General features: G+C 70.2%; 25 protein-coding genes. 14 read left to right on the forward strand and 11 right to left on the reverse strand.

All coding sequences use genetic code 11. The features are described from left to right. Positions 1–148: 148 nt before the first annotated feature. The 7 genes from ABT352_RS14535 to ABT352_RS14565 all read left to right on the forward strand — a co-directional run bounded on the left by ABT352_RS14535 (position 149) and on the right by ABT352_RS14565 (position 7622). Positions 149–1597: a helix-turn-helix domain-containing protein gene (locus ABT352_RS14535; RefSeq protein WP_350945286.1), complete on the forward strand. Its 1449-nt coding sequence runs from the start codon at positions 149–151 to the stop codon at positions 1595–1597. Continuing rightward, a complete protein-coding gene (locus ABT352_RS14540; RefSeq protein ID WP_350945287.1) occupies positions 1597–2502 on the forward strand; it encodes a phosphotransferase enzyme family protein in 906 nt (301 codons plus the stop codon). Before ABT352_RS14535 ends, ABT352_RS14540 begins: the two co-directional genes overlap by 1 nt. A gap of 23 nt (positions 2503–2525) precedes the next feature. Further along, on the forward strand, positions 2526–2969 hold the full coding sequence (locus tag ABT352_RS14545; protein WP_350945288.1) for an SRPBCC family protein: 444 nt from the start codon (positions 2526–2528) through the stop codon (positions 2967–2969). A 57-nt stretch (positions 2970–3026) separates the two neighbouring features. Next, complete coding sequence (locus tag ABT352_RS14550; protein ID WP_350945289.1) at positions 3027–3773, forward strand: IclR family transcriptional regulator; 747 nt, start codon at positions 3027–3029, stop codon at positions 3771–3773. A gap of 145 nt (positions 3774–3918) precedes the next feature. After that, positions 3919–5082 carry a 4-hydroxybenzoate 3-monooxygenase gene (locus ABT352_RS14555; RefSeq protein WP_350945290.1) on the forward strand — a complete coding sequence of 388 codons (1164 nt, stop codon included), beginning with the start codon at positions 3919–3921 and terminating at the stop codon, positions 5080–5082. A 361-nt stretch (positions 5083–5443) separates the two neighbouring features. After that, positions 5444–6100, forward strand: coding sequence for a DUF998 domain-containing protein (locus tag ABT352_RS14560; protein WP_350945291.1), 657 nt, complete (start codon positions 5444–5446; stop codon positions 6098–6100). Between the two features lie 79 nt (positions 6101–6179). Continuing rightward, positions 6180–7622, forward strand: coding sequence for a WGR domain-containing protein (locus tag ABT352_RS14565; RefSeq protein WP_350945292.1), 1443 nt, complete (start codon positions 6180–6182; stop codon positions 7620–7622). Positions 7623–7868: 246 nt separating this feature from the next. On the opposite strand, the gene ABT352_RS14570 is transcribed toward ABT352_RS14565, so the two are convergent. From ABT352_RS14570 to ABT352_RS14580, 3 genes are all read right to left on the reverse strand, one after another. Then, positions 7869–9191: an RICIN domain-containing protein gene (locus ABT352_RS14570; RefSeq protein WP_350945293.1), complete on the reverse strand. Its 1323-nt coding sequence runs from the start codon at positions 9189–9191 to the stop codon at positions 7869–7871. Positions 9192–9236: 45 nt separating this feature from the next. After that, complete coding sequence (locus tag ABT352_RS14575; protein WP_350945294.1) at positions 9237–10640, reverse strand: ricin-type beta-trefoil lectin domain protein; 1404 nt, start codon at positions 10638–10640, stop codon at positions 9237–9239. Between the two features lie 874 nt (positions 10641–11514). Beyond that, positions 11515–13887 carry a Tex family protein gene (locus tag ABT352_RS14580; RefSeq protein ID WP_350945295.1) on the reverse strand — a complete coding sequence of 791 codons (2373 nt, stop codon included), beginning with the start codon at positions 13885–13887 and terminating at the stop codon, positions 11515–11517. Between the two features lie 380 nt (positions 13888–14267). Between ABT352_RS14580 and rpmG the strand changes: the two genes are divergently transcribed. Together rpmG and ABT352_RS14590 are read left to right on the forward strand one after the other, a co-directional pair. Further along, positions 14268–14432: a 50S ribosomal protein L33 gene (rpmG, locus tag ABT352_RS14585; protein WP_350945296.1), complete on the forward strand. Its 165-nt coding sequence runs from the start codon at positions 14268–14270 to the stop codon at positions 14430–14432. Positions 14433–14434: 2 nt separating this feature from the next. Then, entirely contained in the window at positions 14435–14680 is a 246-nt protein-coding gene (locus ABT352_RS14590) for a type B 50S ribosomal protein L31 (RefSeq protein ID WP_350945297.1), read from the forward strand. Between the two features lie 147 nt (positions 14681–14827). Here ABT352_RS14590 and ABT352_RS14595 read toward each other — a convergent pair whose 3' ends face one another. The 3 genes from ABT352_RS14595 to ABT352_RS14605 all read right to left on the reverse strand — a co-directional run bounded on the left by ABT352_RS14595 (position 14828) and on the right by ABT352_RS14605 (position 17533). Further along, positions 14828–15388 carry a cellulose binding domain-containing protein gene (locus tag ABT352_RS14595; RefSeq protein WP_350945298.1) on the reverse strand — a complete coding sequence of 187 codons (561 nt, stop codon included), beginning with the start codon at positions 15386–15388 and terminating at the stop codon, positions 14828–14830. Between the two features lie 189 nt (positions 15389–15577). Beyond that, positions 15578–16648 (reverse strand): lytic polysaccharide monooxygenase auxiliary activity family 9 protein, encoded by a 1071-nt coding sequence (locus ABT352_RS14600; protein WP_350945299.1) that lies wholly within the window; start codon positions 16646–16648, stop codon positions 15578–15580. A 405-nt stretch (positions 16649–17053) separates the two neighbouring features. Next, positions 17054–17533: a GNAT family N-acetyltransferase gene (locus ABT352_RS14605; RefSeq protein ID WP_350945300.1), complete on the reverse strand. Its 480-nt coding sequence runs from the start codon at positions 17531–17533 to the stop codon at positions 17054–17056. A 155-nt stretch (positions 17534–17688) separates the two neighbouring features. Between ABT352_RS14605 and ABT352_RS14610 the strand changes: the two genes are divergently transcribed. Next, positions 17689–17907, forward strand: coding sequence for an EF-hand domain-containing protein (locus ABT352_RS14610; protein WP_350945301.1), 219 nt, complete (start codon positions 17689–17691; stop codon positions 17905–17907). A 147-nt stretch (positions 17908–18054) separates the two neighbouring features. Here ABT352_RS14610 and ABT352_RS14615 read toward each other — a convergent pair whose 3' ends face one another. Beyond that, on the reverse strand, positions 18055–18402 hold the full coding sequence (locus tag ABT352_RS14615) for an STAS domain-containing protein (RefSeq protein ID WP_350945302.1): 348 nt from the start codon (positions 18400–18402) through the stop codon (positions 18055–18057). A 354-nt stretch (positions 18403–18756) separates the two neighbouring features. Between ABT352_RS14615 and ABT352_RS14620 the strand changes: the two genes are divergently transcribed. Then, positions 18757–19869 carry an acetate/propionate family kinase gene (locus tag ABT352_RS14620; protein ID WP_350945303.1) on the forward strand — a complete coding sequence of 371 codons (1113 nt, stop codon included), beginning with the start codon at positions 18757–18759 and terminating at the stop codon, positions 19867–19869. A gap of 247 nt (positions 19870–20116) precedes the next feature. Here the strand turns inward: ABT352_RS14620 and ABT352_RS14625 are convergent, their stop codons facing one another. Then, on the reverse strand, positions 20117–20512 hold the full coding sequence (locus ABT352_RS14625; protein ID WP_350945304.1) for an isoamylase early set domain-containing protein: 396 nt from the start codon (positions 20510–20512) through the stop codon (positions 20117–20119). 290 nt (positions 20513–20802) lie between these two features. On the opposite strand from ABT352_RS14625, the gene ABT352_RS14630 reads away from it, so the two are divergent. Next, positions 20803–21429, forward strand: a complete 627-nt coding sequence (locus ABT352_RS14630) for a nucleoside/nucleotide kinase family protein (protein ID WP_350945305.1) — start codon at positions 20803–20805, stop codon at positions 21427–21429. Between the two features lie 60 nt (positions 21430–21489). On the opposite strand, the gene ABT352_RS14635 is transcribed toward ABT352_RS14630, so the two are convergent. Beyond that, the gene (locus ABT352_RS14635) at positions 21490–21786 is read right to left on the reverse strand and encodes a hypothetical protein (RefSeq protein WP_350945306.1); all 297 of its coding nucleotides are present in this window, start codon (positions 21784–21786) and stop codon (positions 21490–21492) included. Between the two features lie 109 nt (positions 21787–21895). Further along, positions 21896–22144, reverse strand: coding sequence for a hypothetical protein (locus ABT352_RS14640; RefSeq protein WP_350945307.1), 249 nt, complete (start codon positions 22142–22144; stop codon positions 21896–21898). Between the two features lie 134 nt (positions 22145–22278). Here ABT352_RS14640 and ABT352_RS14645 point away from each other — a divergent pair, with 134 nt between their 5' ends. Then, complete coding sequence (locus ABT352_RS14645) at positions 22279–22995, forward strand: hypothetical protein (protein ID WP_350945308.1); 717 nt, start codon at positions 22279–22281, stop codon at positions 22993–22995. 103 nt (positions 22996–23098) lie between these two features. On the opposite strand, the gene ABT352_RS14650 is transcribed toward ABT352_RS14645, so the two are convergent. Further along, complete coding sequence (locus tag ABT352_RS14650) at positions 23099–23578, reverse strand: PepSY domain-containing protein (protein ID WP_350945309.1); 480 nt, start codon at positions 23576–23578, stop codon at positions 23099–23101. A gap of 278 nt (positions 23579–23856) precedes the next feature. Between ABT352_RS14650 and ABT352_RS14655 the strand changes: the two genes are divergently transcribed. Further along, a complete protein-coding gene (locus ABT352_RS14655; protein ID WP_350945310.1) occupies positions 23857–24543 on the forward strand; it encodes a DUF6907 domain-containing protein in 687 nt (228 codons plus the stop codon). Positions 24544–24613 lie beyond the last annotated feature (70 nt).

A 24613-nucleotide genomic window follows, 5' to 3' on the forward strand; every position in this document is an offset into this window, starting at 1 on the left:
CAACCCCCTCCGGGAACAGTGGAATAGACCGGAAAGTCATGGATGTTCCGTGGGGAAACCGCGAATAAACGGAATGCCGCGCACAGCTGCGTTTACGTTGAGGTGCGTGCTTGTTAATGTTGTGTAAACAGCAAGTGGGAGGGGCGCCGTGGCCCGAGGTGAGCATTCGCCGGCATGCGCGCGACGCTGGCGCGAGCAGGCGGCGTCCAGGCAGTGGACCCACTGGCAGACCGCGCAGGCCATTCACGGCTGCTGCGGGGTGAGCCTGCTCAAGGCACACCGGCTGGCCAGGGGCTGGTCGGCCAGGCAGTCCGTTCAGGAACTGGAGGAGCTCTGTGAGCGCCAGGACCTGGGCGAGGCGCGGGCCAGCATCGACCTGCTCAACGCCTGGGAGAACAACCGGGCACGGCCGCGCCCGCAGACCATCGATCTACTGGCTCGACTTTACCGTGCGAACGCCGTCAGGCTAGGCCTGGCCGGAGATTACTGCGAGGACGGCGGGGGCGCCAAGGTCGTGGTCGTCTCCGGTGGCGAGGGCCGCACGCCCTACCAGACGGAGGAGCGGGAACGGTCCGAAGACGACATCGAGCGGCGCGCGCTGTTCCACCACGCCCTGCTCGGCTCACGGTCGGTGATGACCGGCCGGCTGCTCGCCGAGGTCGAGCGGACCCGTCAGGACCTGGACCGTACGCTCGCCGTCTCCACCGTCTCCGAGGAGCAGCTCGACCGGCTCGACGAGCAGGTGCTGCGCTACCGGCGCGAATACATCAGCAGCGCGCCGGTGCCGATGCTCTACCGGCTGATGCTGGAGCTGTCGGACGTGCGGACGCTCTCGCTGGCCCGCCAGCCCGCGATGGCCCAGCGCCGCCTGCTCAACGCCACCGTGATGCTGGCGCTGCTCTCGGCCGACGCGCTGATGAAGCTCGGCGACACCCGCCAGGCCCACGCCTGGTACGGCACCGCGCGCAACGCCTCCGACGACATGGGCGACGTGCGGCTGCGCGCCCTCGTCCGGGCACAGCAGGCGATGCTCCCCTACTACTACGGCGACCTCGCCGAGACCGTGCGGCTCGCCCGCGAGGCCAGGATGCTCGCCGGCAGCGCCCCCAGCTCACCGGCGGCGCTCGGCGCGGCGGCGGAGGCGCGGGCGCTGGCACGGATGGGCGAGCACAAGGCCGCGAGGGTCGCGCTGGCCGAGGCGGAGCGCATCTTCGCCAAGATGCCTCCCGAGGGCCACGACCACCTGGCTTTCCGCTTCTCCGAGCGGCGGCTGCAGTTCTACCGGATCGGCACCCTGATCGAGCTCGGCGAGGACGTCGACTGGAACCCGGGACCCGCGGGGCCCTCGGTGCCGTACGCGATCGACCCGGTCCTCCTCCTGCTCGACCAGGCCGCGCACCTGGTCCGCGACGGCAAGGTCGAGGACGCCTGCCACCTGGCCGAGAAGGCCCTGCTCCAGGTTCCGCCGGAGCACCGCACCTCCATCGTGCTCAACCGAGCGAAGGCGCTGCTGTCGGAGGTGCCGCAGACCAGAAACAGGGCGGCGGCGGTGCGACGTCTGAACGACCTGGTCACCGGCGCGGCGCCGGTCAGCTGATGAACTCGCTCGCCGAGGAGGCGTTCACCGTCTTGCGGGAGGTCTGCGAGAACCTCGGCATCGACCACAGGGACGCGGAGCTGCTGAGGGTGCGCAGCAACGCCGTCTTCAAGCTGCGCAGTGAGATCGTGGTCAGGATCGCCACCGCTCCCAACGCGCTGACCCGGCTGCCGCTCGTCCTCGCGGTGGCCCGCTGGCTCGCCGAGCAGGGGTTCCCCGCGGTGCGCCCGGCCGACGAGATCTCCGAGCAGCCCGTGGTGCACGAGGGCAGGGTCGTCACCTTCTGGCACTACGTCCCGGCGAGCGGCCGTCCCACCACCACGGAGCTGGGCGAGATCCTGCGCAGCCTGCACCTGCTGCCGGTGCCGCCGGTGGCGTTGCGGCGTTTCGTCGACCCGCTGTGCGAGGTGCGTCGCGCCGTGGACCGCTCCGAAGAGCTCACCGCCTGCCAGCGGGCGTGGCTGCGCGACCGCATCGCGGAGCTGACGGAGCGCTGGTCGGATCTCGGCATGGACGACTCGCCGGTGCTGCTGCACGGCGACGCGTGGATCGACAACCTGCTGCGCTGCACGGACGGGCACGTGGTGCTCTGCGACTGGGACGGCGTCGCGGTCGGGCCTCGCGAGTGGGACCTGGTCCACACCTACCACGGCCAGCGGCGCTTCGGCCTGACCGCCGCCGACGTGGACGCCTTCGCCGACGCGTACGGCAGTGACCTGCGCTCCTGGCCGGGATACTCCACCCTCATGGAGGTGAGGGACATCTACGCGGTGGGAATCCACATCCGCAACGCCGCCGCCGACCCCTTCTCCCGGCGCGAGCTTCCCCGAAGACTGAATTCCCTCACCCGAGGTGAGCAACATGCCCGGTGGTACATGGCCGAACCCGTTAGTGTCTCCCAGTAAAAATCTTCAAACGGGGGCACAAGATGCCAAAGGTCACACTGCGCAACACCTTCCACGTACAGAACACCGCGGCGGCGGTCCGTGCCCACCTGAGCCAGCCGCAGAGCTACGTGGGCCTCTCGCCGATGGTGGTCGCGGTCAAGGACGTCGAGCAGGGGGAGTCGGAGACCCGCTACACCTCGGTGGAGCGGTTCAGGTTCTTCGGCCTCGTCAAGTACGACAACATGATCAAGGTGACGCTGCGGAGCACGCCGCGGACCGTCGAGGGTGAGGTCGACAGCCCCGGCGGGGTGCGCCTGGACTACCGGTTCACCCTCAGCGAGAAGAACGGGGGCACCGAGGTCGAGGACATCCTCGTGGTGCACGCCTGGGCGAGGCCGATGCTGGGCTACGCCGCGAAGAAGGCCCGCGAGGTGCAGCTCGCCCGCGCCGGGATCCTCGCCGCCCGCCTCGCCTCCGCCTCCTAGGCTCGCCTTCACGATCACCGCCGTGGGGGCGGCGGGTGAGGATCTAGGGTGGGAGACGTGAGGGCGCCCACGGTCACCGGGAAGGTCATGGCCATCCTCGGCGCGTTCCTGCCGGGAGACGTGCGGCTGACACTCACCGAGATCTGCCGTCGCGCCGAGCTGCCTCCCGCCACCGGCCACCGGCTGGTCAAGGAGCTGGCGGAGGGCGGGTTCGTGGAACGGCTCCCCGACGGCTCCTACCGGATCGGGATGCTCCTGTGGCAGATCGGCGCCCAGGCCGCGGAGCCGAGGGAGCTGCGCGAGCTCGCCCTGCCGTACATGGCGGACCTCTACGCCGCCACCCGCGAGAACGTGCAGCTCGCGGTGCTCCGCGACGACCGGGCACTGTACGTCGAGCGACTGCGCGGGCCCACCTCCGTGCCGGTCGTCTCGCGCGTGGCGGGGGAGTTGCCGCTGCACGCGACCGGGGTGGGAAAGGTGCTGCTCGCCTTCGCGGATCCGGAGACGGTGGAGCGGGTGCTCGCCGGAGGGCTCACCTCGCACGCGCCGAACACGGTGGTGGACCCGGCGCGGCTCCGCGGTGAGCTGGAGGAGGTCCGCAGGACCGGGATCGCCTGCACACAGGAGGAGATGTCGGTCGGCACCTGCTCGGTCGCGGTGCCGGTACGGGGCGCGGGCGGCCGGGTGGTGGCGGCGCTGTCGCTGGTGGCCTGGCGGCACACCGCCGATCCGCGACGGCTGGCACCGGCCGTGCTGACCGCGGCCGCCGCGCTCTCCCGCGACCTCGTCGCCGCGTTCCGCTGAGCGTCCGTCCTCGCCTCACGCCTCCCCGGTTCCCCTCCCTCCGCCGAGTGCGGCGTTCCTCCCGCCGAGCGGAGCTTTCCTCGTCGCTTTCCGCTGAGCGGAAGGGGGCGGTATGCGCGGGCGGACGGTACGCGATGCTCGACGCATGCGAACTCAGGTCGGGATCGTCGGCGCGGGACCCGCCGGGCTGCTCCTCTCCCATCTGCTGCACCTGCGGGGCATCGACTCGGTGGTCCTGGAGGCGCGGAGCAGACAGTACGTCGAGCAGCGCGTGCGGGCCGGGGTGCTGGAGCAGGGCACGGTGGACGTGCTCAACGAGGCGGGGGTCGGCGACCGGATGCGCGCCGAAGGGCTGCCGCACCACGGCATCGAGCTGCGCTACGGCGGAGCCGGGCATCGCATCGCGTTCGAGAAGCTGGTCCCCGGCAGGGCCATCACCGTCTACGGGCAGCAGGAGGTCGTCAAGGACCTCATCGCCCGGCGGCTCGCCGACGGCGGGAAGATCCTCTTCGACGTCCCCGACGTCGCGCTGCACTCGCTGGAGAAGGACCCCTACCTCACCTTCGGGGGCGAGCGTCTCGACTGCGACGTCATCGCCGGGTGCGACGGCTTCCACGGGGTCTCGCGGACGTCGATCCCCGAGGGCGTCCTGTCGGTCTTCCAGCGTGACTACCCGTTCGCCTGGCTCGGCATCCTCGCGCGGGTCCCGCCGTCGTCCGAGGAACTGATCTACTCCCGTAACGACCGGGGTTTCGCGCTGCACAGCATGCGCTCCGAGGAGATCAGCCGCTTCTACCTCCAGGTGCCGCCGGACGCCTCGCTCGACGACTGGCCGGACGAGCGGATCTGGGCCGAACTGCGGGCACGCCTGGAGACGGTACCCGGGTTCACACTCGCCGAGGGGCCGATCATCTCCAGGGACCTGTCGGCGATGCGCTCGTTCGTCGCCGAGCCGATGCGCCACGGCAACCTCTACCTCGCCGGGGACGCCGCCCACATCGTGCCGCCCACCGGGGCGAAGGGACTCAACCTGGCCGTCGCCGACGTCCGGCTGCTGACCAGGGCACTGGACGAGTTCTACACCAAAGGCTCCACCGGGCTGCTGGACACCTACTCCGCCGACTGTCTCAGGCGCGTCTGGCGTGCCCAGCACTTCTCCTGGTGGATGACGACGCTGCTGCACACCTTCGACGCCGACGACCCCTACGGGGGACGCCTGCAGACCTCACACCTCGACTACGTCACCTCCTCGGAGGCCGCCGCGACCACGCTCGCGGAGAACTACGTCGGCCTGCCCTTCGACTCCTGAGCCCGTGTCCCCTCGCGAGCCCACGCCACGTCACACGGGCGGTCCTGGTGGGGGAGACCGCGGGCTCAGGAGAGGTCGAAGGCGACGTCGCCGAGGCGGATCGCGCACCATGGGATCGTCGAATTCGTCCGGGACACTCGACGTCGCGGACGAATCGCCTCGCGGGGGCCCGTTCCCGGGGCGGAACCCTGAGGGGGACCGCCCTACCGTCTCGGCTCTTCGCGCAGCTCAGGGGCTTAACGCGGCGAGTGTCCCCGGAGGGCGGGCACCACCGCGTCCCGGGAGACATCCGGGAGCGTTCAGGGGTGGCCGGGGGCTGTCTCCGATGTTCCGTCATTCTCCTCGTCGCCATCGTTGAGGCATGGGAAGTCAGGCGTTCACGGGGTCGGCGATGGTCTTCGGTGGTTACGCGGCGATCGGCGCCGGGGCCGCCGCGATGCTCGGGCTGCACGTGGTCACCGGCCTCGATCCGGTGCACACCGTGATCAGCGAGTACGCGTTCGAGGCGGACGGCTGGTTGCTGCCCCTGTCGCTCACGCTCTTCGCCGCCGCGGCGACGATCATCGGGGCGGTGCTGGCCCGGCGCGGGGAGGACCGTGCGGTGGCGCTGCTGGTCGGAGTCTGGGGCCTGTGCATGCTGCTGATCGGAGCCTTCCCCACCGACGAGCCCGGCGTGCCGCTCTCGATGTCGGGTGGCATCCACAGGTACGCGGCGTTCGTGGCCTTCCTCACCATGCCGATCGCGGGGCTGCTCCTCGCCAGGCGGTACGCGACCAGTCCGTACGCCCGCGCGGTCCGGTTGCTCAGCCTGGCCGCGATGGGGGTGCTGGTCCTGGTGGTCCTCCCGTACGCGGTGCGGGTGTTCGGCGTGGACCTGACCAACGACGACATTCCCGCGGGGGTGACCCAGCGGCTGGTGGTGGGCTTCGAGGTGGCGGTGCTGGCCATGCTGGGGATGGTGGCCGGTGCCCGGCGCGGCCGCGTCCGCCGTCCGCTCCCGGCGGCCGCCCGAGCCTGATCGCGTTCCCGGTTTGTTCCCGGTTTGTCGTACGGCTGCCCTACGCTCCCGGAAAGTCGATCGATCGAGAAGGTGGAGCATGGCCGCGCGGAGCACTTACCTGGAACTGTCCGAGGACGGCGGAAGCTCGCACAAGTTCTACGAGGTCGTGGTCGACGGGGCCGAGGTGACGATCAGATACGGCCGCATCGGCGAGTCCGGCCAGTCCAAGGCGTCGGCGTTCGCCAATGAGGCGAAGGCGGAGGCGGCCGCCGCGAAGAAGATCAACGAGAAGGTCCGCAGAGGATACGCCCCCGCGGTCCGGGGGGTGCGCCAGCGCCGCGCGGTCACCCGGCGCAGCGTGGAGAGCACCCGCTCCACCGCCACCCAGGCGCCGGTGCTGTGGCGCTTCGCCAGCGGCGCGGCGGCGTTCGGCATCTTCGTCGACTCCGAGCGCTGCTGGGTCGGCAACCAGCGCGGCGACGTCTACACCGTCACCCACGGCGGCACCGTCACCGGCCGCTTCAAGCTGCCGGACGGGGTCAAGTGCATCGTCGGCGACGACTTCTGGATCTACGCGGGTGCCGACGACGGCAAGGTCTACGACCTCGGAGGCAAGGTTCCCAGGGTCGCGTACGAGATCGCCGAGGACGTCGACATCTACTGGCTGGACATCCACGACGGTGTGCTCGGTGTCTCCGACCGGGCAGGGCGGATCACCACCATCGACCACGAGGACGAGTTCCAGTGGGCACGCAAGGGCAGGGGCGACTCGGCCTGGATGGTCCGCTGCGACGACGAGGCCGTCTACCACGGCCACTCCACCGGTGTGGCCCGCTACGACGCCGCCGACGGAGCGCCGGTCTGGGAGACGCCCCTCACCGGCGCGGTGCTCTTCGGCTGGCAGGAGGCCGACTCGGTCTACGCGGGAACCTCGCGCTCCACCGTGCACCGCCTGCGCAAGTCCGACGGCGCCTCCCAGGCGGTCTACCGCTGCGACGCCACCGTCTTCTCCTGTGCCACCGCCCCCGGCGGCCGGTACGTCTTCGCCGGAGACAACCACTCCTCGATCTACTGCTTCGACCAGAGCGGCGAGCGCCTGTGGAAGCTGGCCACCGGCTGCGGTTCCGCCTTCTCCATGCAGTATCTCGACGACCGCCTCTACATCGTCACCACCGACGGCACCCTGGCCTGCATCGACGCGACCGAGGAGGCGATCAGGGCGGCCCAGGACGGCACCCTCCCCGAGGCGGTCGACGTCAAGGCGTCCGCCGGGCTGGCGGTGGTGGAGCCCACCGCCGTGCTGGAGACCGTGGTGTTCGACGCCGTCCCGGACACCGGCGACGGCGTGGTGCTCGAGTGCTTCCGCGAGGGCGAGCGGCTCCGGGTGCGGGTCGTCAGCGAGGGCTACGACGTGCGGCGGAACGTGCAGTTCCCCAAGGAGGTCAGAGAGGCCGGGGCCCGCTACCTCGTGGAGGGCGTCCGCTTCTCCGAGCGGGGTGGTTTCTACCGCGCGTACGGCGACATCAGGCGCCTGCTCTGATCTCCCGTCGGGCAGGCGTTCACCACGTCGACGAGATCTTGTCATGGTGCCGTGAGGCGCCGGGCCGCCCCGGCGTATCCGGGGAGCTTCTCCCACCCGGGAATGTCGGTACCGAGCATGCCTCCCGAGGCGTCTCAAGCGGATCGGGAGGACGGGGAGGACCCGTCGCGGGCGGCCGGTGACGGCGGGACAGGCCCGGCGCGGGCCGGAACCGAGGGGGACGGTTCCGGTCCGCGCCGGAGCGGGTCAGGACGGGACGTTCCACTTCTGGTTGGCGGTGCCGCCACAGGTCCAGATCTGCAGGCGGGTGCCGTTCGCGCTGGACTGGCCGGTGGCGTCCAGGCACTTGTTGGCGGCCGGGTTCACGAGATCCCGGGCCCCGCTGTAGGTCCACCGCTGTGCCGCGGTGCCGTTGCAGTCGTACAGCTGGATGGGCGTGCCGTCGGCGGTTCCGGCGGCGGTGACGTCCAGGCACTTGCCCAGGGCGCGCACGGTGCCGTCGGTGCCCATGGTCCACTGCTGTGCGCCGGTGCCGTTGCAGTCGTACAGCTGGATGGGGGTGCCGTTCGCGGTGTTGGCCGCGGCGACGTCGACGCACTTGCCGCCGATGCCGGTGATCTGTCCCGTACGGCCACCGCCGGTGGGCGGGGCGTAGACGCGGACGTAGTCGATGGTGAGCTGCTGGGGGAAGGTGGTCGAGGCGTCGGGCGAGCCCGGCCAGTTCCCGCCGACGGCGAGGTTGAGGATCATGAAGAACGGGTGGTCGTAGACCCAGGGGTTGCCCCGCGTGTCGGCGGGGGTCTTCCTGGAGTACTGGACGCCGTCGACGTACCAGGTCACCGCGCCGGGCTCCCAGTCGACGGTGAAGGTGTGGAAGGCGTCGGCGAAGGCCTGGCCCGCGGGGAGGTTGTAGCTGCCGCTCAGCGGGTTGCCCCCCGAGTAGCCGGGGCCGTGGAGGCTGCCGAGCACCTGCCCGGGGACGCTGCCGACGTTCTCCATGATGTCGATCTCACCGTTGGCGGGCCACTGGGCCCCTCCGGTGCCCAGCATCCAGAACGCGGGCCACATGCCCTTGCCCCTGGGGAGCTTCATCCGTGCCTCGAAGCGGCCGTAGGCGCGGGTGAAGGTCGCGGCGGTGGTCAGCTTGCCGGAGGTGTACTCGCACGAGCCGTACCAGCAGCCGTGTCCGGCGGGGTTGCCCTTGCGGGCGGTGATGACCAGGTTGCCCGCGCCGTCGTGGGCGATGTTCTCGTTGCCGGACGTGTAGTACTGCCGCTCGTTGTTGCCCCAGCCTCCGCCGCCGACGTCCCGGCGCCATTTGGCGTTGTCGGGGCCGGTGCCGGAGGCCGCGTTGAACTCGTCCGACCATACGAGGGGGCCGGGGGCCGGGGCGGCGAGGGCCTGCCGGGTGGCGGTCTGGGCGGCGGTGGCCTGTGCCCCGGCCTGGGAGGGGACGAGCGTGGCGGAGCCGAGGGCGAGGAGTGTCGCGGCGAGGAGGCCGCCGATCCGCGCGAACCGCGTCCGCGCGGGGCGAGGGCCGGTGGGGGGTGCCGGGCTGGTGACGATCATCGGCTGTTCCTTTCTAACCGGTGTCCGCTGGAGGGAGGTCACGGTCTAGAAGCCGGCCGTGATACGGGTGAACTCCCAGTTGGGCTGGGAGATGCCGCTGCACTCGGAGGAGGCGTTGCCGCCGGGGCAGGGACGGTCGCGGTTGACCGCCCAGTAGGCGAAGCGGGTCAGCCCCTTGGACCTGGCCCAGTCGCGGATCTGGGTCCAGGCCTGGGTGGTGGTCAGCTCACCCTGGTCCGACAGGCCGTTCATGCCGGAGATGCCCATGCGGGCGTACGCCTGCGCGTCGGTCCAGCCGTTGGCGGCCTTGAGCGCGTTCTTCAGCCCCTCCGAGGAACTGACGGTGGCGTTGTAGATGTTCGAGGCGCCGAAGTTGAACGGCATGATCGTGTAGTTGTCGATCGGCACGGCGAGCGCCTTGGCCTGGTTGATCAGGCGGACACCGGCCGAGGTGGGGCCGTTCACCCCGGTGCCGAAGGTGACGGCGATCTTGACGTTCGGGTTGTTCTGCTTGACGATCTTCAGGCCGTTGAGGATGCGGTCCTGGACGGTGTAGTTCTCGAACTCGTCGGTGTTCTCGATGTCGAAGTCGACGACCGCGGGACCGACGGCGTTGATCACCTGCTGCACCGCTCCGGCGTAGGCGGCCGGGGTGGAGCAGTTGGGGCCGAGCTTGTTGCCCGACCATCCGCCGAAGGAGACCTGGACGCTGCCGCCCGCGGCCTTGATCTGGTTGATCGCGGCCTGGTCGGCGCCGCCGGTGAGCGGCCTCGATCCGTCCCAGCGCGGAGTGCAGCCGCCGCCGGACAGGATGAACGCCATGGTGAAGGACTTCACCCCGGTGGTGCTCATGATCGTCGCCGGGTTGGGCGGGTTGCCCCAGCCCATGTAGAGGTAGGGGGCTCCGGCCATCTTGCCGGCCGGCGGGGGCGTGGTGCCGCCGTCGCTCGGGGCGTTCCACTTCTGGTTGGCGGTGCCGCCACAGGTCCAGATCTGCAGGCGGGTGCCGTTCGCGCTGGACTGGCCGGTGGCGTCCAGGCACTTGTTGGCGGCCGGGTTCACCAGGTCGTTCGCGGCGCTGTAGGCCCACTGCTGCGCCGCGGTGCCGTTGCAGTCGTACAGCTGGACAGGGGTGCCGTCGGCGGTTCCGGCGGCGGTGACGTCCAGGCACTTGCCCAGCGCGCGCACGGTGCCGTCGCCGTTGCGGGTCCACTGCTGTGCCGCGGTGCCGTTGCAGTCGTAGAGCTGGATGGGGGTGCCGTTCGCGGTGCCGGCCGCGGCGACGTCGACGCACTTGCCGCCGATGCCGGTGATCTGCCCGGTGGCGGCGGCGGCCGGGGACGCGGTGGTCACGCCGGCGAGGGCGAGAACGACGACGGTGAACATCCCGCCGAGAGTGGCCGGGAGCGACATGCGACGGCGCCGGGGAGGCGGCTGTCCTGTGTCCATGCGCGGATTTCCTTCCGTCTTGGGAGGCGACGTGCGGGTGACGTCACGCCCGGGCGGGGACGTGACGTGCGCGTGACGTCACGACCCGGACGAGCGGGGGCATGCGGGCGGTGCCGGACGCGGAGAGCGTGCCTTTCGCGGGCGGCCGGACGGTGTCCCCGGAACGGATCGCCATGCGGCGGCACGCGCTGCTCGGCGCGTCCTGGGCCCTGCCGCGACGGATACGGCAGGGAGAACGGGAGCCCTCGCGGGGGGAGACGGTCGGTGTGCCTCCCGCCCGTGAGGGGGTGTCGTCAGGGGGGTGGAGCGGGGCGCGGCCACCGCGCCCGCCGCCACGCGGCGTCAGGAAAGCGAGTCATGGGAGTCCCTTCACGGCAGGCTTTCGCTTGCCCGGACCTTAGGACAGACTTCGTTCCTTGGTCAATACAAGCAGTAAAAAAAGCATCACAGCGCCGGTCTCGTGTTCGTGCGGACCGATGTGAGCTCGCGGAAAAAATGGAAAGTTTGTTTACGGTAGAAGCCCTGGGAGGAACGGTCCAGAGCTCGACGTTGTCAGGATGTGCTGTCAGGAAATCTCGGGTCGCTGCCGGAGGGGGGCGAGAGACCCGATGCGGCGACGCTCTGGACGGGACAGGGCGGCGTGCGTACTCCTCCGGTGCGCTCACGGACACCCGGGGTGCGCCCCGCGGGGCAGTCGTCCGTGAGCGGGGCCCGTGCCGGTGAGGGGCAGCCGTCCGTGAGCCGGGTCCGTGCCGGTGAGAGGCCGCCGTCCGTGAACGGAGTCGCCGTCGCCGGTCGTCGGTCTCGCGCCGGGGACACGGCGTCGCGTGCCGGTCCCCGGCGATGTACCCCGCGGGTCCGCGGGCGCGGACGTCTAGCGTTTGCCGCCTGAGCCGTCGAGTCCCGCGCGACGCAGGGCGTCGGCCATCGCGCCGCTCGGCGCGTTGCGCTGCCGGTCGCCGCGTCCCTGATCGCGTCCCTGTCCGCCGCCCTGTCCGCCGCGTCCCTGGCCGCCCCCGCGCCTGCCGCCGCCGTCACCCTGGCGCTGCCCGCCGCCACCCTGCTGGTCACGCGGCCCCCGGGGCCCCGCGGGCTTGACCTCGTCCTCCAGCCGGAGGGTGAGCGAGATGCGCTTGCGCGGGATGTCGACGTCGAGCACCTTCACCCGGACGATGTCGCCGGGCTTGACCACCTCGCGCGGGTCCTTGACGAAGCTGTGCGACAGCGCCGACACGTGGACCAGGCCGTCCTGGTGCACACCGACGTCGACGAACGCGCCGAAGGCGGCGACGTTGGTGACCACACCCTCCAGCAGCATGCCGGGCTTGAGGTCGGAGAGCTTCTCCACGCCCTCCTTGAAGGTCGCGGTCTTGAAGGCCGGACGCGGGTCGCGACCCGGCTTCTCCAGTTCGGCGAGGATGTCGGTGACGGTCGGCAGGCCGAAGGTGTCGTCCACGAACTCCTGCGGGCGCAGGGCACGCAGCGCCGTACCGTTGCCGATCAGGGACGCGAGGTCGCCGCCGGTGCTCTTCAGGATGCGCCGCACCACCGGGTACGCCTCCGGGTGCACGCTGGAGGTGTCGAGCGGGTCGTCGCCGTCGCGGATGCGCAGGAAGCCCGCGCACTGCTCGAAGGCCTTCGGACCGAGCCTCGGCACCTCCTTCAACGCCTTGCGGGAACGGAAGGGGCCGTTGGCGTCGCGGTGCTGGACGATGTTCTCCGCGAGCCCGGAGCCGATGCCGGAGACCCGGGTGAGCAGCGGCGCGGAGGCGGTGTTGACGTCGACGCCGACCGCGTTCACACAGTCTTCCACCACGGCGTCGAGAGAGCGGGAGAGCTTGGTCTCGGCGAGGTCGTGCTGGTACTGGCCGACGCCGATCGACTTGGGGTCGATCTTCACCAGCTCGGCGAGGGGGTCCTGCAGCCGCCTGGCGATCGAGACGGCGCCGCGCAGCGACACGTCCATACCGGGCAGCTCCTGGGAGGCGAACGCGGAGGCGGAGTAGACCGAGGCCCCGGCCTCGGACACCACGACCTTGGTCAGGCCGGGGACCAGCTTGACCAGCTCGCCCGCGAGTTTGTCGGTCTCGCGCGAGGCGGTGCCGTTGCCGATCGAGACGAGCTCCACGCCGTGCTTCTTCGCCAGCGTGGCGAGGGTGGCCAGCGACTGGTCCCACTGGCGGCGCGGCTCGTGGGGGTAGACGGTGTCGGTGGCCAGCACCTTGCCCGTCGCGTCGACCACCGCGACCTTCACGCCGGTGCGCAGTCCGGGGTCCAGTCCCATGGTCGCGCGGCTCCCGGCGGGCGCGGCGAGCAGCAGGTCGCGCAGGTTCGCGGCGAACACGCGTACCGCCTCCTCCTCGGCGGCCTGCCACATGCGCGTCCGCAGGTCGATGCCGAGGTGGACGAGGATGCGGGTGCGCCAGGCCCAGCGGACCGTGTCGGCCAGCCACGCGTCGGCCGGCCTTCCCTGGTCGGAGATGCCGAAGCGGTGCGCGACGCGGCCCTCGTAGGTGCCGGTGGGCTCCTGCTCCGGCTCCAGGGTGAGGGTGAGGACCTCCTCCTTCTCGCCGCGGAACATCGCGAGGATCCGGTGCGAGGGCAGCTTGGTGAACGGCTCGGCGAAGTCGAAGTAGTCGGAGAACTTGGCGCCCTCCTCCTCCTTGCCCTCGCGGACCGCCGCGACGAGGCGGCCCTTCGTCCACATCCGTTCGCGCAGCTCGCCGACGAGGTCGGCGTCCTCGCCGAACCGCTCGACCAGGATCGCGCGGGCACCGTCCAGCGCGGCGGCGGCGTCGGCCACCCCCTCGCCGACGAACGCCTCGGCCGCGGCCCGCGGATCGACCGACGGGTCCGCGAGCAGGCCGTCGGCGAGCGGTTCGAGCCCCGCCTCCCTCGCGATCTGCGCCTTGGTCCGCCGCTTGGGCTTGTACGGGAGGTAGATGTCCTCCAGGCGGGCCTTGGAGTCGGCGAGGAGGATCTGCGCGCGCAGGGCGTCGTCGAGCTTGCCCTGGGCGTCGATCGACTCCAGGATCGCGGTGCGCCGCTCCTCCAGCTCCCGCAGGTAACGCAGCCTCTCCTCCAGCGTGCGCAGCTGCGTGTCGTCGAGCATCTCGGTGGCTTCCTTGCGGTAGCGGGCGATGAACGGCACGGTGGCCCCGCCGTCGAGCAGGTCCACCGCCGCACTCACCTGTCGCTCGCGCACACCCAGCTCTTCGGCGATCCGCTGATGAATAGACGTGCTCACGATCCCTCTTCCTTTGTGACGGCAGTCCAAAGTTACCGCCTCACCCCCTGGTGGTTCGGAGAGCCGGAGGGACGGATCGCCCGAGATCGGTAGGAGAACCGCACTTTCGGTGCGGCCGCACCGAGAGCCCGATGGTCAGGGAAGCGCCTCGAATCCCTTGGAAGCGTCGAGCGGACAGGACGCCCGGCACGCGTGGTGCCGGTGCTTTCGAGCCGGGGCCCGCCGGTGGAGGGCCGCGCGCCGCCACTCGGCGTCCCCCCTCGCGTTCCCCGTGCTCGCGCTCCAGTCGCCCGAGGCGAGGGGGCGCGGGATGGGAATGCCCGGCTAATGAAAACCGTTATCATCGGCGTCGGATAATCCGCCCTCCGAGAGGAGCAGACGTGGCCAAGAACGAGATGCGACCGGTGATCAGGCTGAGGTCCACGGCGGGCACCGGCTTCACCTACGTGACCCGCAAGAGCCGGCGTAACGACCCCGACCGGCTCACCCTCGTCAAGTACGACCCGATCGTCCGCCAGCACGTCCCGTTCCGAGAGGACAGATAGTCATGAAGAAGGGCATCCACCCCGACTACCGCCCGGTCGTCTTCCGCGATCCGAGCGCGGGTGTCGCCTTCCTGACCCGTTCGACCGTCAGCAGCCGCAAGACCGTCGAGTGGGAGGACGGCGCCGTTTACCCGCTGGTCGACGTCGACGTCTCCTCGGCGAGTCACCCCTTCTACACCGGGCGCGGCCGGGTCGTCGACACGGCGGGGCGCGTCGAGCGCTTCCAGCGGCGCTACGGCAGGAGTTGACCCCAGAACCGATTCCGGCCCCGGCCTCGGCCGGGGCCGTGCTGTTTTCCGGTGGCCGGGACTCGCGTCCCCGCCTCGCCGGGACGCGCGGCACCGCTCATCGGGGCGCGGGCCACCGTGCGCAGGCCGTGGACAGGCCGGGTCGCGTCAGCCGCAGGTGATCTCGGTGAAGGTCGGGGGCGTGGTGGCGGACCCCACGAAGCCGATGTCGGTGGCGGTCGCCCCCGGCGCCAGCGACGGCTTCTCGGTGGGGGCGTGGAGCATCGCGACGGGGCCGCTCTGCATGTGGGTGCCGTTCCACGACTGGGTGAAGGTCGCCTCGCGCGGTTGCATCCACTGGATGTACCAGTCGCGTATCGGCTTGTCGGTGGTGTTGGTGATCGTCGCGGCGCCTCGGTAGCCGCCGGGCCACGACTCCACCAGGGTGACCGTCGCCTGACACCTCTTGGTGTCCGGGGCAGGGGTGTCCATGTCCTCGTGGAGGGGCGCGGAGGACGATGATGCCGGGGGGTTGCCGTCATCGGACGGGGCCGCCGGGGGGTTCCCCTGGACGGACGGGGACACCTGGGTGACGTGCTGGGAGATCGGGTGCGCCGCGGTGTGCCCGCTCTCCTGTGTCCGGCCGGCGCAGGCGCCCGCGACCAGGGCCACCGCCGCTCCGAGCGAGACGAGGCCCAGCAGTGGCGCGATCTTCGTGCTGAACGGCACGGGACTCCCTTCCGCCCTTTTCACGAGGGCGCGGCGGCCGTGGGGAGGGGCGGTGATCCGGTGCGGTTGTGGCGGCCCGGCGGTCTGCCGGTCCGCTCATCCGTCGGTCTGTCGGTCTGTGGGGATGAACGGGGTGAGGGGGGAGACGGGTCGGTCCCCGCCGGTGGCACCGGCGGGGACCGCGTTACGTCAGGGGCTGGAGCAGGTGACGCTCGGAGAGCCGCTGGTGCCCGATCCGGTGAACCCGAAGGTGGTCGAGGCGCCGGGGGCTATCGTGCGGTTCCAGTCGACGTTCTTGGCCGTGACGGTGGATCCGGACGTGGTGTGCGTGGCACTCCACAGACTGTTGATGGCGCTACCGCTGCCGAGTGTCCACGTCGCCGTCCAGCCGTTGATGGTGGCCGATCCCGAGTTGCGCACGGTCACCTCGCCCTGGTAACCGCCCGACCAGGAGCTGACGGTCTTGTAGGTGGCGGTGCACGCTCCGTTGCCGGGGGGCGGCGTCACGGTCGGGGTCGGGGTCGGGGTCACGGTCGGCGTCGGGGTCGGGGTCGGGTCCGGGTTGTTGCCCGAACGGCCGACTCCGGTCACCTGGCCGTTGCCGCCGTCGAAGACGACGTCGGAGCAGTTGTAGAACGTCTCGGCGCTGTCGGAACGCTTCCACACCGAGTAGATGATGTGACGGCCCGACTTGCCGGACGGGAGCCTGGCGTTCCAGTAGTAGTTGGCGTCGTTGGTCCCCGGGTTTCCGACGCTCTGCGGGTGGTCGGCCGTGTGGAAGGGTTCCGACTCCAGGTCATCCCAGGTCAGAGCCCGGTTGGGGTTCCAGCCGTCCTTGGTGATGTAGAGGTAGAACCAGCCGGGGTGGGCGGCCCACTTGTTGTACTTGAACTGGATGTTCGCGCCCGCGGTCAGGTGCGTCACCGGCCAGTTGGCACTCGGCAGGTCGTACCCGCTGTAGCCGGGGTTGCCGCCGCTGCACGCCTGGCCGTCGGGGATGAACCCGCGGGTTCGCCCGGCTCCGTCGGACCGCAGCAGGCTGAACCAGTTGTACAGCGAGTTCGCCCCGCTCTGGGCAACCGCCGCCGAACACGCCGAGTTGATCGGCACGATGTTCCCCTGCGGGGAGAGGCCGTCCTGCCAGCAGAAATACGTCCGGCTGCCGGGCACCATCATCGCGCCGTGCGCCGAGGCCGGCAGGGGAACGAGAACGACGGCGAGCAGCGCGGTCATGAAAGTGACCACACCGGCGACAGCCATACTTCGCCATTTACTCACAGAATTACCATCCCTTTCGAGGGGGTGACGAGGCATTGATCAATGGCGGTGAGGCGCTCACGCGAGACGGACTCTAGGTCGCAGGTTGCGGGGGTGTAAACGGAGTGCTTCTTTCACCGTGAGGGAGCCGCTTGTTGTACCAGTTCAGGGGGTTAAGGGGTGATTTCACCCAATGAAAGGTTCACGGTTGGGGTGCCCTGTGGTGAGTCTTCGCGGGAAGGGTCGCGCCAGGTGGAGAGCGAAGGACTTGCGGATCTTCGAGGTGTAGGAGAAAACGGTGGGGAAAAACGAAAGACCGGCCGGAGGATTTCCGGCCGGTCTTCGGTGAAGGGACGGGTCCTGGGTGAGACGCCTTTCCCCGCGGGGCCACCGCGCCTTTCCTGCGGGCTACCGCGTTCTTCCCGCCGCGACCTTCTCCAGTGCGGGCCCCGTGAGGCGGTACCTGTCCCACTCGTCGAGCGGTTCCGCGCCGATCGCCCGGTAGAAGTCGATGGCCGGGGTGTTCCAGTCGAGCACCGACCATTCGAAGCGGCCGTAGCCGCGCTCCACGCAGATGCCCGCCAGTTCGGCGAGCAGCCTCCTGCCGTGCCCGCCGCCCCGGTGGGCCGGATGGACGAAGAGATCTTCGAGATGGATTCCGTGGGTGCCGAGCCAGGTTGAGTAGGAGACGAACCAGATCGCGAACCCCGCGATCCTCTCCCCGTCGACGGCGATGTGGCAGAACACGCTGGGGGAGGGGCAGAAGAGCGTCTCGTGGAGCATGTCGGGGGTGTTCTCGACCTTGTCCAGCGCCTTCTCGTACTCCGCGAGTCCACGGATCATGTCGATGATCGCCGGGACGTCGTCCGGCGTTGCGGGGCGAATCATGCTCGAAGTCTAGGGCGGGGCCGCGGTCGGGGACGAGTTAGAAAAGGATTTTCGATGATAAAAGGTGTTATATAGGGTCGCATGGCTCTACGGGAGACGCCTCCCGTAAGTTGTCTGCTGATCGAAGTGCGGGTCGTTGAGAAAGGCGGGTCACCATGTCGACAGAACCCCACGGGGAGCGGCTGGCGAAGCTCAGGGAGGCGTTCGCGGCCATCGACGTCGATGGCGACGGATTCATCACGGAGCGGGAGTTCGGTGAGCACTTTCCCGCCCTGCCCGCCGAGGCCATCGGATCGCTGAACCAGAACGGCGACTCCGACGGCGACGGCCGGCTCTCGTTCGAGGAGTTCGTCCGCCTGGTTTCCCGAGACTGACCGTTCCCCGTTCTTCGAGGGGGCCACCGGAACCGGTGGCCCCCTCGAAGAACGGGTGCCACCTCGCGCGACCTTCTCTTGACGTTCTCCCTCGGTGACGTCGGGCGCCACCGCGGGTCTGACCGCGCTCACCGGAGACGGCGAGGGTCAGCGCGGGACCGGGACGTGACTGTCGGAGACCTCGCGCAGTGACTCCTCGACGGTGGAGTCGATGGGGAACGCCTCGCGCAGCCTGGTCAGATCGAGCAGGCGGCCGAGGAATCCGTGCACGCCGACGAGGCGCAGCCAGCCTTTCCGCTCGTAGGCGCGTCGCAGGCTCGTCAGTAGCACCCAGATGCCCGTGGAGTCGCAGAATCCCACCCCCGTCGTGTCGACGACGAGGCAGACGTGACCGCGCCTCATGTACTCCGCGATTTTCTCCTCGAGCAGCGGTGCCGAGGACTTGTCCAGGTCGCCGACCAAGGTCACCACGGAGAAGTGCGGGTGCGCGTCCATGCTTACGGAAAGTCGAGTCATATCGCCCCGCTGTCTACGGCGGTTGGAGACAGCGCCCTGTCGGGAGCCGTACGAAGGACGGGTGCCGTTACCCCCACCGTACGCCCGTCGCTCATGACAGTTCAACAAGTGATTGCGAACCGTCAGCGGTCAAGGAATACGGAGGTAGATCGCCGCGCTCCGGTTTCGTTCTCGGTGCGGGACCTCACAGGACCGGGCCGTCGCGGTGAGACGAGGGGCGGCGTCCTCATCCCGGATACCCACGGGATACCCACGGATTCTCACGCACGGTGACGGACGGCGGGCCGCCGCGGGGCGCCGTTTGTCCCATCCGCCCCCGGGCACGTGAGGAAGATGGGAACCACTGATCCGGCGGTGCTCACCGTCAACGCGGGATCGTCGAGCCTGCAACTCCACCTCGTCCGGGACGGTCAGGTCCTGCGCACCGAGCACAGCGAGCAGAGCCTCGACCCCGGCACGGCCGAGCGGGCGATCACGGACTTCCTCGACGCCGCCCCCGGCACCGACCTCGCCGCCGTCGGCCACCGCCTCGTCCACGGAGGCGAGGCGGTTCGGAAGCCGACGGTCGTCGACGACGGCGTACTGCGAGCGGTGGAGGAGTACGCCGATCTCGCCCCGCTGCACGTACCGCCCGCGCTCGCGCTCGTCGAGGCCGCCCGGAACAGGCTGCCCGACATCCCGCACGTGCTCTGCCCCGACACGGCCTTCCACGCCGAACTTCCCGACAGCGCCGCCACCTACGCGCTGCCCGCGGAGTGGAGGAGCCGCTACGGCCTGCGCCGCTACGGCTTTCACGGCCTGTCGTACGCCTGGACGCTGGAAAGGGCCGCGGAGATGCTCGACCGGCCCGCGGGCACCCTCCAGGTCGTGCTGACCCACCTCGGCGGAGGCTCCTCGGTGTGCGCCGTCCGCGACGGCCGCAGCGTGGACACCTCGATGGGATTCACCCCGCTGGAGGGGGTCCCGATGAGCAAACGGTCCGGGAGCGTCGATCCCGGCATGCTGCTGTGGCTGCTGTCGGACTCCCGGCTCACGCTCGACGAACTGCGTGAAGGACTGGAACACCACTCGGGCCTGCTCGGACTCTCCGACGGGAAGTCGGGAGACACCCGGGAACTGGTCGCCTCAGAAGATCCGGCCGCCGCGCTGGCCCTGGAGGTGTTCGCGCATCGGGTGAGCCGGGAGATCGCCGCCGCCGCGACGAGCCTGGACCGGCTCGACGCGCTCGTGTTCACCGGAGAGATCGGCTGGGACCAGCCGGAGGTCCGCGAGGCCGTCTGCGGAAGGCTCTCCCTGCTCGGCGTCGAGCCGCCCGCCCGCGGTGATCTCGACATGGACGGGACGGTCAGCGCGTCCGGCGCGTCCGTGCCCGTACTGGTGGTCAGGCCGAGAGAGGAACTGCAACTCGCCAGGGAGACCCTCGGCGCGCTCGGCGGGCATCCGTAGGTCCTGCCGCCGATCGACGAGGATCGGCCGGGACGTCAGGCGGTGATGGCCGCGGGCCACGTGGTGTACGACGCGATGCTCGCCCTCGCGGTGAACGGCCCCCGGCGCGAGACCTGACGGCCCGCACCCTCCGCGTCCCCGCCGGAATGGGCCGGGACGGGGAAGGCACGAGCCGCAACGATGATCGCGGAGCCGGTGGAACGGTTCCGTCCGGGGGATCCCGCTCCTGCGAACGGTCACCGAGGTGCTAGGAGGAGGCCACCGAGGCCGTGACCGGCTGCCCGGCCGAGAGCGTCTGCCGTATCGGCTTGCCGACCGCGGTGCGCGCCGCGCCTGGGCTCTCAGGAGCCTCCTGGACGTCGGCGGGGTTGATCCGGCCGCCGTGCTCGTCGTGGTGGTCGGCGTCCGCGTCGTCGAACCACACGCCGCCCTCCGCGAGATAGCGGAAGCGGATGGGCTGGTGGGCGGGAACCATCAGGCTCACCTGATAGGTGCCGTCGTCCCTGCGCCGCATGGGATGGGCGTAGGGGTCCCAGCCGTTGAAGTCACCGACCAGCGAGACCCCTCCGCGGGTCGGGCTCTCCACTATGGTGAAAGTCAGCTTGACCTGGCCGTTCTTGGTCGGCTTACCGCGCTTGATCACTGAAGTCCTCCTGACATCGCTGTCTCCGTGCGTAACGTGCCGTGATCTCGGTTGCGGAAAGACGTGAAGATCACGCCAACTACCGGATCGCGCCGACGTGAACGTGACGCGACCTGGAGGCCGACGCCCGGTCACGGCCGAGCCGTCGATCCATATGGATCGTTACCGCCCGTAGCGGCCGGACAACCCGGACAGACCGATATTTGATCGGCATTACGTTCGACCTTGACCCGACCGGGATGGTTGACCGGTCCCCGCCGGAGGCGGCGCGCGTCGGCCAGGATGGTGGGGTGGACATACGGCCTATCTCCCCTTCCTCGCTGGTGGAGGAACTCGCCGACCGGGTGGCCGCGGAGCCCCGCGACTCCTGGGTGCGCGTCGCGCTCGACGGGGCTCCCGCGACGCGGCCGGAGGAACTCGCCGACGCGCTGGCGGGCCCGCTCCGGCTGCGCGGCAGGGAGGTGCTCCGTGTCTCCACCGCCGACTTCCTGCGCCCGGCCTCGCTGCGTTTCGAGTACGGCCGGACCGACCCGGACTCCTTCTACACCGACTGGTTCGACTACGGAGGGCTGGTCAGAGAGGTGTTGGGACCGCTCGACCCGGGCCGGTCGGGAAAGGTGCTGCCCACGCTGTGGGACAGCGCCGTCGACAGGGCCACCCGCGCGCCGTACGTCACGGTCCCCCCGGGCGGTGTGCTGCTGCTGGCCGGCCCCCTGCTGCTGGGCCGGGGGCTGCCGTTCGAGCTGACCGTGCACCTGAGGCTCTCGCCGGGCGCGCTCTCCCGGCGCACCCCGGAGGAGCTGCACTGGACGCTGCCCGCCTACGCGCGCTACGAGGAGGAGGTCGCCCCGGCGGAGCTCGCCGACGTGGTCGTCCGCGTCGACGACCCGAGACATCCGGCCCTGGTCACCCCGTGACGGGCGAAGGCGGGGCGCGTCCCCCTGACGCGTCCCGCCTTCGATCCTCCGGTGACGGTGCTACACGCCCGCGCGGGAGGGCGTCCTGCGCTCGGAGTACGACTCGGCGACCGACTCCTGCCCCAGGAAGGGCCGCATCTCCTCGCGGGTCTCCTCCATGCGCAGCGCGATCCCCATCGCGAAGAAGGTCGGTGCCCACTCGCCGATGAAGATCCCCCAGTGGTCCGCCCGCTCGATCCCCGCCCTCTCCTGCGCGTTCGACGTGAACCACGCCGCGATCGACGCGCCGACCGAGGCGATTCCGGCGGCGTACATCATGTTGGACTTCACGCCCATCTTGTGAAGCATATTGATCATTTCATCCCCCTGATGATGGTTCGTCCTTATGGTTACCCAGCGAGATGGCGGATAACCGAATGTGGCGAACCGCAGGTGGGGCTGCTTCCAGCGGGTGAAGCCCGTCTCGCTACGTCGTGCCGCGCGTTTTCGAGGGGTCTCGCTCGTCGTCCTCGCCCAGGCGTTTGAGAAGGTCGTCGCGCCTGGCTTCGAGCTCGCCGACCAGGATCTCCTGCTCGTCGGCCTGATTGATCAACATTGCCCGCTCGACGGCGTCGGTGGGGCCGATCTCTCCCACCTGCCCACGCAGCTCCGCGACCTCGGCACGCAGTCTCTCCAGGTCCTCTTCGACCTGCCGCAGTTCTTCCTGAAGACTCATTCGCTGTCCATACCCCTGCTTTCGGCCTTGACTCCACGGCCTTGACCTCACGCTCCGGGCCATAGCGGCCCGGTGACCGGGAGACGCATCGCGCGGTGGCGGAACCTGATCGACTCGACCGGTGTATCTCCCGCATGAGAAGAATTCTTTTACTTCTGGCGCTCATCGTCCCCCTGCTGGCCCTGGGCGCCCCGGCGCGGGCGGGAGGCTGGGCACTCACCGTGATGGACCCGGTTCCGGTGACGAGCCCGGACACGACGTACACCCTCGGCTTCTGGCTGCTCCAGCACGGCACCCATCCGTACGAGGGTGACGACCTGGGGGAGGTCGCGCTGGAGTTCACCGACGGGAAGAAGGCGCTCCGGTTCCCCGGCGTGGCGCTGAAGGAGCCCGCCCACTACGCCACCGCGGTCTCCCTGCCCAAGGGCACCTGGGAGGTGACCGCGATCCAGGGCTGGTTCCCGTCCTACCGGATCGGCACCCTGGCCGTGCCGGGACGGTTGGAGGTCGCCCCGGTTCCCCCGGACCTCAGGCCGGCGATCACCGGCCAGCAGCCGCCTGAGGAGGATCACTGGGGGGCGGTTCGCCCGCCGAGGATTCCCCTCGGTGACGGCACTCCCGGCTTCCTCCCGTACAGGTCCGCCACTCCCACGCCCGTCGCCACCCCGGCGGCGGCACCCGCCGGAGGCTCGCCAGGAGAGACGACCACCGTCGCGGTCGTGGAGCGGGGAACCTGGTGGCGGCCCGGGTACGCGGTGACGGCGCTCGCGGGGGTCGCGGGGGTCACGATCCTCGCCGCGCTCGTCCACCGGATGCGGCGGGGCCGGATCACCGGCGTTCCGCCTCGGTGACCCCCTCCCGTGTCCGGTGACCGCCGTCGCGTTCGGCCGGCATGGACAAGGAGCCCGTGACACGCGAGGTGTCACGGGCTCCTTGTCACTGTTCGTCTTTATGTCAGTCGTCGTCCTGGTCGTCATCGTCATCGTCGTCGTCGTCGATGTCGTTGGCGTCATCGGCGGCGTCGGCGGCCCGTTCCGCGGCGGTCTCGGTCTCCTGCTCGTGCTCCAGGATCGCGCCGGTGGTGGCGTCGACGTCGAACTCGTGCTCGACGTCACCCTCATGGAACTCGATCTCCCACTTGGTGGGAGTCTCGTCGCCGTCGAACTCGGTCTTGACGAGCTTGGCGCCGGGAACCTTGTCCTGGGCGATCTTGATGGCCGCGTCCCGGCCGACCTTGGCCTCCGCCTCTCCGGGCGCGGGGGTCGCGGGAGCGGTGCCGCTCCCCGGCGTCTCGTTGACCGGCGCGGGAGTCGTCGCCGTACCGCTGGGGGCCGGAGTGGGCGTCGCGGTTCCGGCGAAGGCTACTGCGCTACCTCCGGTGACGACGGCGAGGAGTCCGGCGGCGGCGATGGTGAGTTTCGTCGTGTTTCGCATGTCCCAAAGCTTGCCGGGGTCGTCGTTAGCGGCACGCTGCGGCAACCCTAAAGGCAGGTTAAGACCGTCGAGCGGTTCCGGGCCTCGGATTTCGCCCCCTGTCGGCCCTTTCCCGATGAACCGGCCATGCCGGTGCTGCGTACCTGCCGGTGAAAGCGACCTCGAAATCGACGGCGCGAGCCGGGGCCCGTCGCCTGGTCCGGCTCGGGTCCGGGCGCGATCCGCCGTCGTGCCCTCGCGTCGTCGATGACGCGGATCTCCACGCCGGAAGGACTGGGATGGACGACATCACGGCCTGGCGAGGAGTCCCTGCAGGGACTCCTCGCCTCCGCTCGGAGGCTTCGTGCCCCTCGTGGTGCGAGCGCGAGCATTCCACCACGTACGTCACTCACACGGCCGACATCGCCGAGCTGCGCAACCCCGACGGGTCCACGGTGACCGTCACGCTCTCCCAGCACGTCCAGCCGGGGTACGTGGGGGAGCGGGTCGTGCGTGTCTACACCTGCCTCGGTGCGGAGACCGGCATCGCCGACCTGTCACCGGACTCCGCGGAGGCCGTCGGACGTTCGATCGTCGCCTTCTCGCCCGACGGGTCCATGCGCGCGTACGGGCTCGCCCTGCAGCGGGCCGCCGCGCACCTGCTGCTTCCCGGGCTGGAGATGTCCCGCGACGGGCAGGGCGCGGCGGGGCCGGTCAAGGTGTCCGCCCCCACCGCCGTGTCGCCCTCGCAGGAGAAGCTGTTCAGGATCGCGTACCTGTCCGGGTACCTCGACGTGACCAGGGCGCCGGCGCCGTTGAGCGGGGGAGTGGTCGAGCGCCGTCTCAGCCGGGTGCTGTCGCCGAGGGAGACGAGCGAGTTGTGCGACATCGTGCGCGGCATGCTGTCGCGCCGTACCGCCGCGAACCGGGGAACCCTCCGCGACGACGCGTACGAGGACTCGGGTGACCTCGCCGCAGGGCTGTAGGGCCGAGCGGCTTTACCGGCGATTCCCTAGGGGTGATGAATTCACCGACATTCGCCTACAAAGGTAGATT

Origin of the sequence: Streptosporangium sp. NPDC000563 (assembly GCF_040299985.1) — a bacterium.
Taxonomy (GTDB): domain Bacteria; phylum Actinomycetota; class Actinomycetes; order Streptosporangiales; family Streptosporangiaceae; genus Streptosporangium.

Bases quoted from the DNA above. Each gene is read 5' to 3' on its own strand.
- ABT352_RS14540 (WP_350945287.1), top strand. From the start codon at position 1,597: ATGAACTCGCTCGCCGAGGAGGCGTTCACCGTCTTGCGGGAGGTCTGC.
- ABT352_RS14545 (WP_350945288.1), top strand. From the start codon at position 2,526: ATGCCAAAGGTCACACTGCGCAACACCTTCCACGTACAGAACACCGCG.
- ABT352_RS14555 (WP_350945290.1), top strand. From the start codon at position 3,919: ATGCGAACTCAGGTCGGGATCGTCGGCGCGGGACCCGCCGGGCTGCTC.
- ABT352_RS14560 (WP_350945291.1), top strand. From the start codon at position 5,444: ATGGGAAGTCAGGCGTTCACGGGGTCGGCGATGGTCTTCGGTGGTTAC.
- ABT352_RS14565 (WP_350945292.1), top strand. From the start codon at position 6,180: ATGGCCGCGCGGAGCACTTACCTGGAACTGTCCGAGGACGGCGGAAGC.
- ABT352_RS14570 (WP_350945293.1), bottom strand. From the start codon at position 9,191: ATGATCGTCACCAGCCCGGCACCCCCCACCGGCCCTCGCCCCGCGCGG.
- ABT352_RS14575 (WP_350945294.1), bottom strand. From the start codon at position 10,640: ATGGACACAGGACAGCCGCCTCCCCGGCGCCGTCGCATGTCGCTCCCG.
- ABT352_RS14590 (WP_350945297.1), top strand. From the start codon at position 14,435: ATGAAGAAGGGCATCCACCCCGACTACCGCCCGGTCGTCTTCCGCGAT.
- ABT352_RS14600 (WP_350945299.1), bottom strand. From the start codon at position 16,648: ATGGCTGTCGCCGGTGTGGTCACTTTCATGACCGCGCTGCTCGCCGTC.
- ABT352_RS14605 (WP_350945300.1), bottom strand. From the start codon at position 17,533: ATGATTCGCCCCGCAACGCCGGACGACGTCCCGGCGATCATCGACATG.
- ABT352_RS14610 (WP_350945301.1), top strand. From the start codon at position 17,689: ATGTCGACAGAACCCCACGGGGAGCGGCTGGCGAAGCTCAGGGAGGCG.
- ABT352_RS14615 (WP_350945302.1), bottom strand. From the start codon at position 18,402: ATGGACGCGCACCCGCACTTCTCCGTGGTGACCTTGGTCGGCGACCTG.
- ABT352_RS14620 (WP_350945303.1), top strand. From the start codon at position 18,757: ATGGGAACCACTGATCCGGCGGTGCTCACCGTCAACGCGGGATCGTCG.
- ABT352_RS14635 (WP_350945306.1), bottom strand. From the start codon at position 21,786: ATGATCAATATGCTTCACAAGATGGGCGTGAAGTCCAACATGATGTAC.
- ABT352_RS14640 (WP_350945307.1), bottom strand. From the start codon at position 22,144: ATGAGTCTTCAGGAAGAACTGCGGCAGGTCGAAGAGGACCTGGAGAGA.
- ABT352_RS14645 (WP_350945308.1), top strand. From the start codon at position 22,279: ATGAGAAGAATTCTTTTACTTCTGGCGCTCATCGTCCCCCTGCTGGCC.
- ABT352_RS14650 (WP_350945309.1), bottom strand. From the start codon at position 23,578: ATGCGAAACACGACGAAACTCACCATCGCCGCCGCCGGACTCCTCGCC.
- ABT352_RS14655 (WP_350945310.1), top strand. From the start codon at position 23,857: ATGGACGACATCACGGCCTGGCGAGGAGTCCCTGCAGGGACTCCTCGC.